The following is a 6,134-nucleotide window of genomic DNA, read 5'->3' as shown; positions in this document are numbered from 1 at the left end:
GGGCGCCGGATCGGCGCCCCGCCCAGCCGCTACCAGCGCCGGTGCGACGAATCCCGGTGTGGGCAAGGGACGCGCAGTCGTCCGACGACGACTCCGCGTCGGCCCCGGCACACCGAGGCCGCCGGTCTCCGCTCGGGTCCGGCCAGCGCCGGATCCTGTCGCAGGATCGCGGCCTGGAGTTCGCGCAGCCGAGGCCCCGGATCCAGGCCCAACTCCTCCGCGCACAACCGCCTACCGGCCTCCAAGACCGCCAGCGCCTCCGCCTGTCGGCCCGATCGGTACAGCGCCAGGGCCAGTTGCGCCCTCGGCCGCTCGCGCAGCGGATACTCCCGGACCAACACCATCAGGTCGCCGATCACCGACGCGTGCGCGCCGAGCGCGAGTCGGCACTCGGCCGCCTCCTCCGACAGGCCCGCGCGCTCCTCGGCCAGCCGCGCCCGTTCGGCCTGGGCCACCTCGTGATCGACCAACTCGGCGAACGGGTCACCCGACCACAACGCCACCGCCGCACCGAAGAGTTCGTCGGCCCGGCCGTACGCCCCCGCCGCACTCGCGGCACGCGCCGCCTCGGCCAGCCGACGCCACCGGCCGGTGTCCAGCCCCCCGACCGGCACCTCCAGGGCGTAGGAGTCATCGCGCGTAGTCAATATCCGAAAGGGCGCCCGCCGCCCCGGTTCCAACACCCGGCGCAGGCCGGAAAGATACGCGTGCAACGTGGATCGCGCGCCGGGCGGCGGGCGCCCGTTCCACAGCTCCTCGGCCAGCCGGTCCATCGGCACCGCCACTCCGGGCCGCAGCAACAACAGGGTCAACAACTCCCGTTGCCGCCTCGGCCCGATGTTCAACTCGCTCCCGTCGGGGCCCAAAACGCGGGTCGGCCCCAACACGTGGAAGGACAAGCCCCCCGATTCATCGTTGCGCGGTGGCTCCCCAACCTGCCCGCGCGACGGAATCCCCCTCGTCATATGGAAAGTGACGAAACCTCAGGACATCGGGTTCCGTTCTCGCGCCGAGACGAGGGACCCTCAGGCTCTTTACGGCCCGCCCGGGTTCGGCGGCCGGCTCGAAGGAACGCGTTGCCCGACCGATCTCGCCACGATCCGGATGAGTCCTCGGGTGGCCGGCCGCCGCCCGGCTCCGCCGCTTCACCCGGCTCTGTCGCCCCGCCGAACGCGGTCGCCCCACCGCACGCCGTCGGCCCGCCCCCACCGGTCGGCCACCCGCGTTGTCGGTGCCATCCCGTAGTCTGCCGGACCCGGCCGCGTCCCCTCCCCACCCGCACCTACGCGGTCCGGTCCGATCCGGACACCCGCCGTGGTCCGCCATCGAAGAGCCGAAGAGCTACGGAGCCGCATGATCAACGACATCGTCATCACCGGCGCGCGCGAAAACAACCTCAAGGACGTCTCGCTGCGCATCCCGAAGAACCGGATCGTCGTCTTCACCGGTCCGTCCGGATCCGGCAAGTCCTCGATCGTCTTCGACACCGTCGCCGTCGAGTCGAAGCGGCAACTCAACGAGACCTTCTCGGCGTTCGAGCGCAAGTTCCTGCCCCGCTACGAGCGCCCGCACGCCGACGCGATCGAGAACGTGTCCCCGGCCATCGTGGTGGACCAGAAGCCGATCGGGTCCAACTCGCGCTCGACGGTCGGCACGATGACCGACATCAACCCGCTCCTGCGGGTGCTCTTCTCCCGCGTCGCCGAGCCCTCGGCCGGCACGCCCGGGATGTACTCGTTCAACGACCCCGGCGGCATGTGCACCACATGCGACGGCATCGGTCGGACCGTACGGGCCGACTACACCCGCCTGCTGGATCGGTCCAAGTCGATCAACGACGGCGCGTTCCTGCTCGGCCTGCTGGCCGTCGGGCTCTACCAGGCATCCGGCCTGTTCGACAACGACAAGCCGATCGCCGACTACACCGACGCCGAGTTCGCGCTGCTCACCCGAGGCGACCCGGATCGGGTGATCAAGTTCAAGTGGGTCACCCCGGACGGCACGGCCAACGTGACCTTCGAGGGCCTGTACACCCGCTTCGACCGGCTCTACCTCAACCGCGACACGTCCTCGCTCAGCGCCAAGACCCGTGAGACGGTGGAGACCTACCTGACCGAGGGGCCGTGCCCGGACTGCGCCGGCGCCCGCCTGAACCCGGCCGTACTCGCCGCGCGCATCCACGGACTCAATATCGCCGACTACTGCGCGCTCGAAGTGGGCGAACTGATCGAGGTGTTGGCCCGGATCGAGGACCCGATCGGCGGCCCGGTCGCCGCGGCGGCCTCCGCGGCGCTGCGGCGGATCGTCGACATCGGCCTGTCCTACCTCAGCCTGGACCGGGAGACCTCGACGTTGTCCGGCGGCGAGGGGCAGCGGCTCAAGATGGTCCGCCACCTGGGCTCCAGCCTCACCGGCATGACCTACATCTTCGACGAGCCCAGCGTCGGCCTGCACCCGCGCGACGTGCACCGCCTGAACGAACTCCTGGTCGCACTGCGGGACAAGGGCAACAGCGTGCTGGTCGTCGAGCACGACCCGGACGTGATCGCGGTCGCCGACCATGTGATCGACATGGGCCCGCACGCCGGGTCGCACGGCGGCGAACTGGTCTTCGCGGGCACGGTCAAGGAACTGATCGAGTCGGACACGCTCACCGGCCGCTTCCTGAACCGGGGCACGGTGGTCAAGACCGACTACCGCAGCCCCACCGGGCACATCCCGGTGCGCGGCGCGGATCTGCACAACCTCAAGCACGTCGACGTGGACATCCCCACCGGCGTACTGACCGTGTTCACCGGCGTCGCGGGCTCCGGCAAGAGCACCCTGGTGTCCGAGGTGTTCACCGCCGCGCACCCCGGCACGATCGTCATCGACCAGGCCGCGATCGCGGCCAACTCCCGCTCCACTCCCGCCAGTCACATCGGGATCATGGACCCGATCCGGGCCCTGTTCGCGAAGGCGAGCGGGGAGAAGCCGGGCCTGTTCAGCTTCAATTCGGCGGGCGCCTGCCAGGCCTGCCAGGGACGCGGGTCGGTCACCGTGGAGATGGCTTTCATGGACCCGGTGACCACGATCTGCGAGCGCTGCGAAGGCCGCCGCTTCGACGACAAGGTGCTGGAGTACCCGCTGCGCGGCAAGTCGATCATCGACGTGCTGGCGCTCACCGTCGAGGACGCGCACGAGTTCTTCACCGAGAAGCGGATCCGGCCCCACCTGGCCGCGCTCGTCGAGGTCGGCCTGGGCTACGTCACGCTGGGCCAGCCGCTCAGCACGCTCTCCGGCGGCGAGCGGCAACGGCTCAAGCTGGCAGGCGAGTTGCACAAGACCGGCAGTGTCTATGTGCTGGACGAGCCGACCACGGGCCTGCACATGTCCGACGTGGACACCGTGATCGCGCTGCTGGACCGGCTGGTGGACGGCGGCAACACGCTCCTGGTGATCGAGCACAACCTGGACGTGGTCGGCCGCGCGGACTGGGTGATCGACCTGGGCCCGGACGGCGGCAAGCACGGCGGCACGGTGGTCTTCGAGGGCACCCCCGAACAACTCCTGCTCGCCGAACACTCGTTGACCGGCGAATTCCTCCGCCGCAACCTCGACCGGAACGCAACCGACCGGTAGCCGGAAGCCGTACCCTCCGGCCCCGGCCCCGGTCGCCTGCCCGCCCGCCCTACCGTCGGTCGCTGAAGCGGATGTCCAGGCTGCGCAGGTAGGTCTGCAGCCCCGCGTCCTGGATCGGGATCAGGTGCGCGGGGCTGCCGGACTCGTTGTGGTGGGCGTGCCACTTGCCGGGCGGCGTGACGAACGCGCCGCCCGGCTCCCAGTCCACCCGCTGCGGGTCGAGGATCTCGCCGCGCTCGTCCAACCGGTCGCCGAGCAGCGTGAAGCAGCCCGGCTCGCAGTCCAGAATCAGGTCCAGGGCAACCGACTGGTGCCGGTGCGGGCGCTGGATCTGGTCCACCGGGAGCAGGCCGAACATCGCCCACAGGGTGTGCGTGACGGTCAGCGTCTGGTCCTGGTCGATCGTGTTCAGGAGCACGCTGACCCGGTTCTTGGCGTTGGCACCGGGCGCCTCGGCGATCCGGGTGAGTTCCTCGACCGCGCGATGCCGGGAGAACTTGGTCGGCCGGAACCGGGCCCGGTTCGGGGTGACGCCGAGATAGCGCAGCAATGGCTCGTCGTGCACCCAATAGAGCACCGCGTCCTGTGCGGCGTGATGGGTGATCTCGCCCAGGTCCGGCAGGACCAGGAAGTCGCCCTTCTCCCACTCCACCGCCTGCCCGCCGACCAGCGACATGCCCCGGCCGTACATCACGTAGTAGAGCTGCGACGTCGCGTTCGGCCGCACCGCGAGTCGGTCGCCCGCGTTGATCCGGACGAAGTTGGCCAGCAGCGCCGGGCTGGTCGCCGGACCGCCCGCGATCCGCATCGGCTCGGCCAAGTCGAGCGGGACCACCCGGGTCTCGCCGCCGGTGTGCAACTCGGCCGGAAAGCGCTCCACCGGAACGGGCGTCGTGTAGCCGGCGCCGATCGGATTGGCCGCCTTCGTGTACTCCCAGTAGACCGCGTCCTCGGACCACGCGGCGGCGGTCGCGGCAAGCGGTCCCTCGAAGCCGAAGCGGGCCACGTCGACCAGGGGCGGCGCGGCCGCGGTGGGATCGAAGAGCGCGGCCGCCGGCCCTCCGGTCGGGTTTCGATCCGCCGCCGCCTGCGACTGCACAGTCATCCGAAATCCCTTCACGAGCGACTCCCCCGGTCCTGCCATGGTGCCACCGGCCGATTGCCGTGGACTGCGGCAGGAATCACATCCGCAGCGCGGCACGATGAACACCCGCCCGCGCGGTACGGCTCCCGCCTGCCCGGACAAAAGCCCGCCGGCCCGTCGGCCGACTGCGCGAAGGCCTGCTCCGCCTCGGCCACCGCCGTTTCCGCGATCGCGCACCTGGCGCCGGCCGAGCAGGTGGACGCGGTACGTGCGTTCGTCACCGGCGGGGATGTCGTGTTCGCCGGCGCCGCGGGGTTGATGGTGCTCGCGTTGTTGTGCGCGCTGCGCATGCCGGATCCACGACCGGCGGTCGAGGACGCTTCGCCGGCGCCGGCGAATTCCGGCCGGGTCGAGCCCGCCCGGGTCGGTTGAAGCTTGTCCCGCGAGACCGTACCCGCCCGATCGCGCGCCGCCTGTCCACCGTTCGATGGACAGGCCGCGTCCGTCGTTCGTACGTCCCGGCGCCCACCCCGCACCCGAGATCGTCGAGCCATGACGATTCAGCGAACGGACCCGGCCCGAGGGCGCGGCGAAGCGGCGATCACGGTGCGGGGGTTGCGCCGGAGCTATCGCGGGCGACCGGCGGTGGACGGGCTCGATCTGGACGTGCGCACAGGCGAGATCCTCGCGCTGCTCGGCCCGAACGGCGCGGGCAAGACCACCACGACCGAGATCCTGGAGGGCCACCGCTCGCGCGACGCGGGCGAGGTCGACGTCCTGGGCTGTGATCCGGCGAGCGCGGGCGTGCGCTGGCGGGCCCGGATCGGCATCGTGCTCCAGGAGTCGGCGGACGTCTCCGGGCTGACCGTGCGGGAGAGCGTGCGGCACTTCGCGTGCTACTACCCGAGGCCGCGCGATGTCGACGAGCTGATCGAGGCGGTCGGGCTGACCGACCGGCGGGACACCCGCGCGGGTGCCCTCTCCGGCGGTCAACGACGCCGGCTCGACGTCGCGCTGGGCATCGTGGGCCGACCCGAGCTGCTGTTCCTGGACGAGCCGACCACCGGGTTCGATCCGCAGGCGCGTCGCCGGTTCTGGTCGCTGATCGCGAGCCTGCGCGACGCCGGCACGACGATCCTGCTGACCACGCACTACCTGGACGAGGCGGAGCACCTCGCGGACCGGGTCGCGGTGATCCGGGACGGCCGGATCGTGGATGTGGACTCGCCCGAGCGGCTCGGCGGCCGGCATCTGGCCCGCGCGGTGCTGCGCTGGCGCGACGCGGAGGGCACGCACACGGTGGAAAGCGCCGAACCGACCGCCGACGTGGCCCGGCTGGCCGCGCGCTACGGCGGCGAGGTACCGGAGCTGACCGTCACCCGCCCCTCGCTCGAGGACGTCTACCTCGACCTGATCGGAGCCGCGTGAT

General features: G+C 71.1%; 5 protein-coding genes. 3 read left to right on the top strand and 2 right to left on the bottom strand.

Going from position 1 to position 6,134, the window contains the following annotated elements:
* Positions 1-29 precede the first annotated feature (29 nt).
* Positions 30-899 carry an AfsR/SARP family transcriptional regulator gene (locus ACZ4FV_RS29140; protein WP_395864246.1) on the bottom strand — a complete coding sequence of 290 codons (870 nt, stop codon included), beginning with the start codon at positions 897-899 and terminating at the stop codon, positions 30-32.
* Positions 900-1,353: 454 nt separating this feature from the next.
* Between ACZ4FV_RS29140 and ACZ4FV_RS29135 the strand changes: the two genes are divergently transcribed.
* On the top strand, positions 1,354-3,621 hold the full coding sequence (locus ACZ4FV_RS29135) for an ATP-binding cassette domain-containing protein (RefSeq protein WP_402239264.1): 2,268 nt from the start codon (positions 1,354-1,356) through the stop codon (positions 3,619-3,621).
* 49 nt (positions 3,622-3,670) lie between these two features.
* Here ACZ4FV_RS29135 and ACZ4FV_RS29130 read toward each other — a convergent pair whose 3' ends face one another.
* Positions 3,671-4,726, bottom strand: a complete 1,056-nt coding sequence (locus ACZ4FV_RS29130) for a cupin domain-containing protein (RefSeq protein WP_402239266.1) — start codon at positions 4,724-4,726, stop codon at positions 3,671-3,673.
* 54 nt (positions 4,727-4,780) lie between these two features.
* On the opposite strand from ACZ4FV_RS29130, the gene ACZ4FV_RS29125 reads away from it, so the two are divergent.
* Both ACZ4FV_RS29125 and ACZ4FV_RS29120 read left to right on the top strand, forming a co-directional pair.
* Positions 4,781-5,137: a hypothetical protein gene (locus ACZ4FV_RS29125; RefSeq protein WP_402239269.1), complete on the top strand. Its 357-nt coding sequence runs from the start codon at positions 4,781-4,783 to the stop codon at positions 5,135-5,137.
* A gap of 120 nt (positions 5,138-5,257) precedes the next feature.
* Complete coding sequence (locus ACZ4FV_RS29120; protein WP_395864254.1) at positions 5,258-6,133, top strand: ABC transporter ATP-binding protein; 876 nt, start codon at positions 5,258-5,260, stop codon at positions 6,131-6,133.
* Position 6,134: the final 1 nt, after the last annotated feature.

The sequence above is a fragment of the Embleya sp. NPDC025285 genome (genome assembly GCF_055558835.1).
Note: the sequence above shows the minus strand (reverse complement) of the source record. Positions and strands in the feature narration are given on the sequence as shown.

What these genes read in the sequence shown, in the direction of transcription:
- ACZ4FV_RS29130 (WP_402239266.1), bottom strand. Translation starts at nt 4,726, where the DNA reads ATGACTGTGCAGTCGCAGGCGGCGGCGGATCGAAACCCGACCGGAGGG.
- ACZ4FV_RS29135 (WP_402239264.1), top strand. Translation starts at nt 1,354, where the DNA reads ATGATCAACGACATCGTCATCACCGGCGCGCGCGAAAACAACCTCAAG.
- ACZ4FV_RS29120 (WP_395864254.1), top strand. Translation starts at nt 5,258, where the DNA reads ATGACGATTCAGCGAACGGACCCGGCCCGAGGGCGCGGCGAAGCGGCG.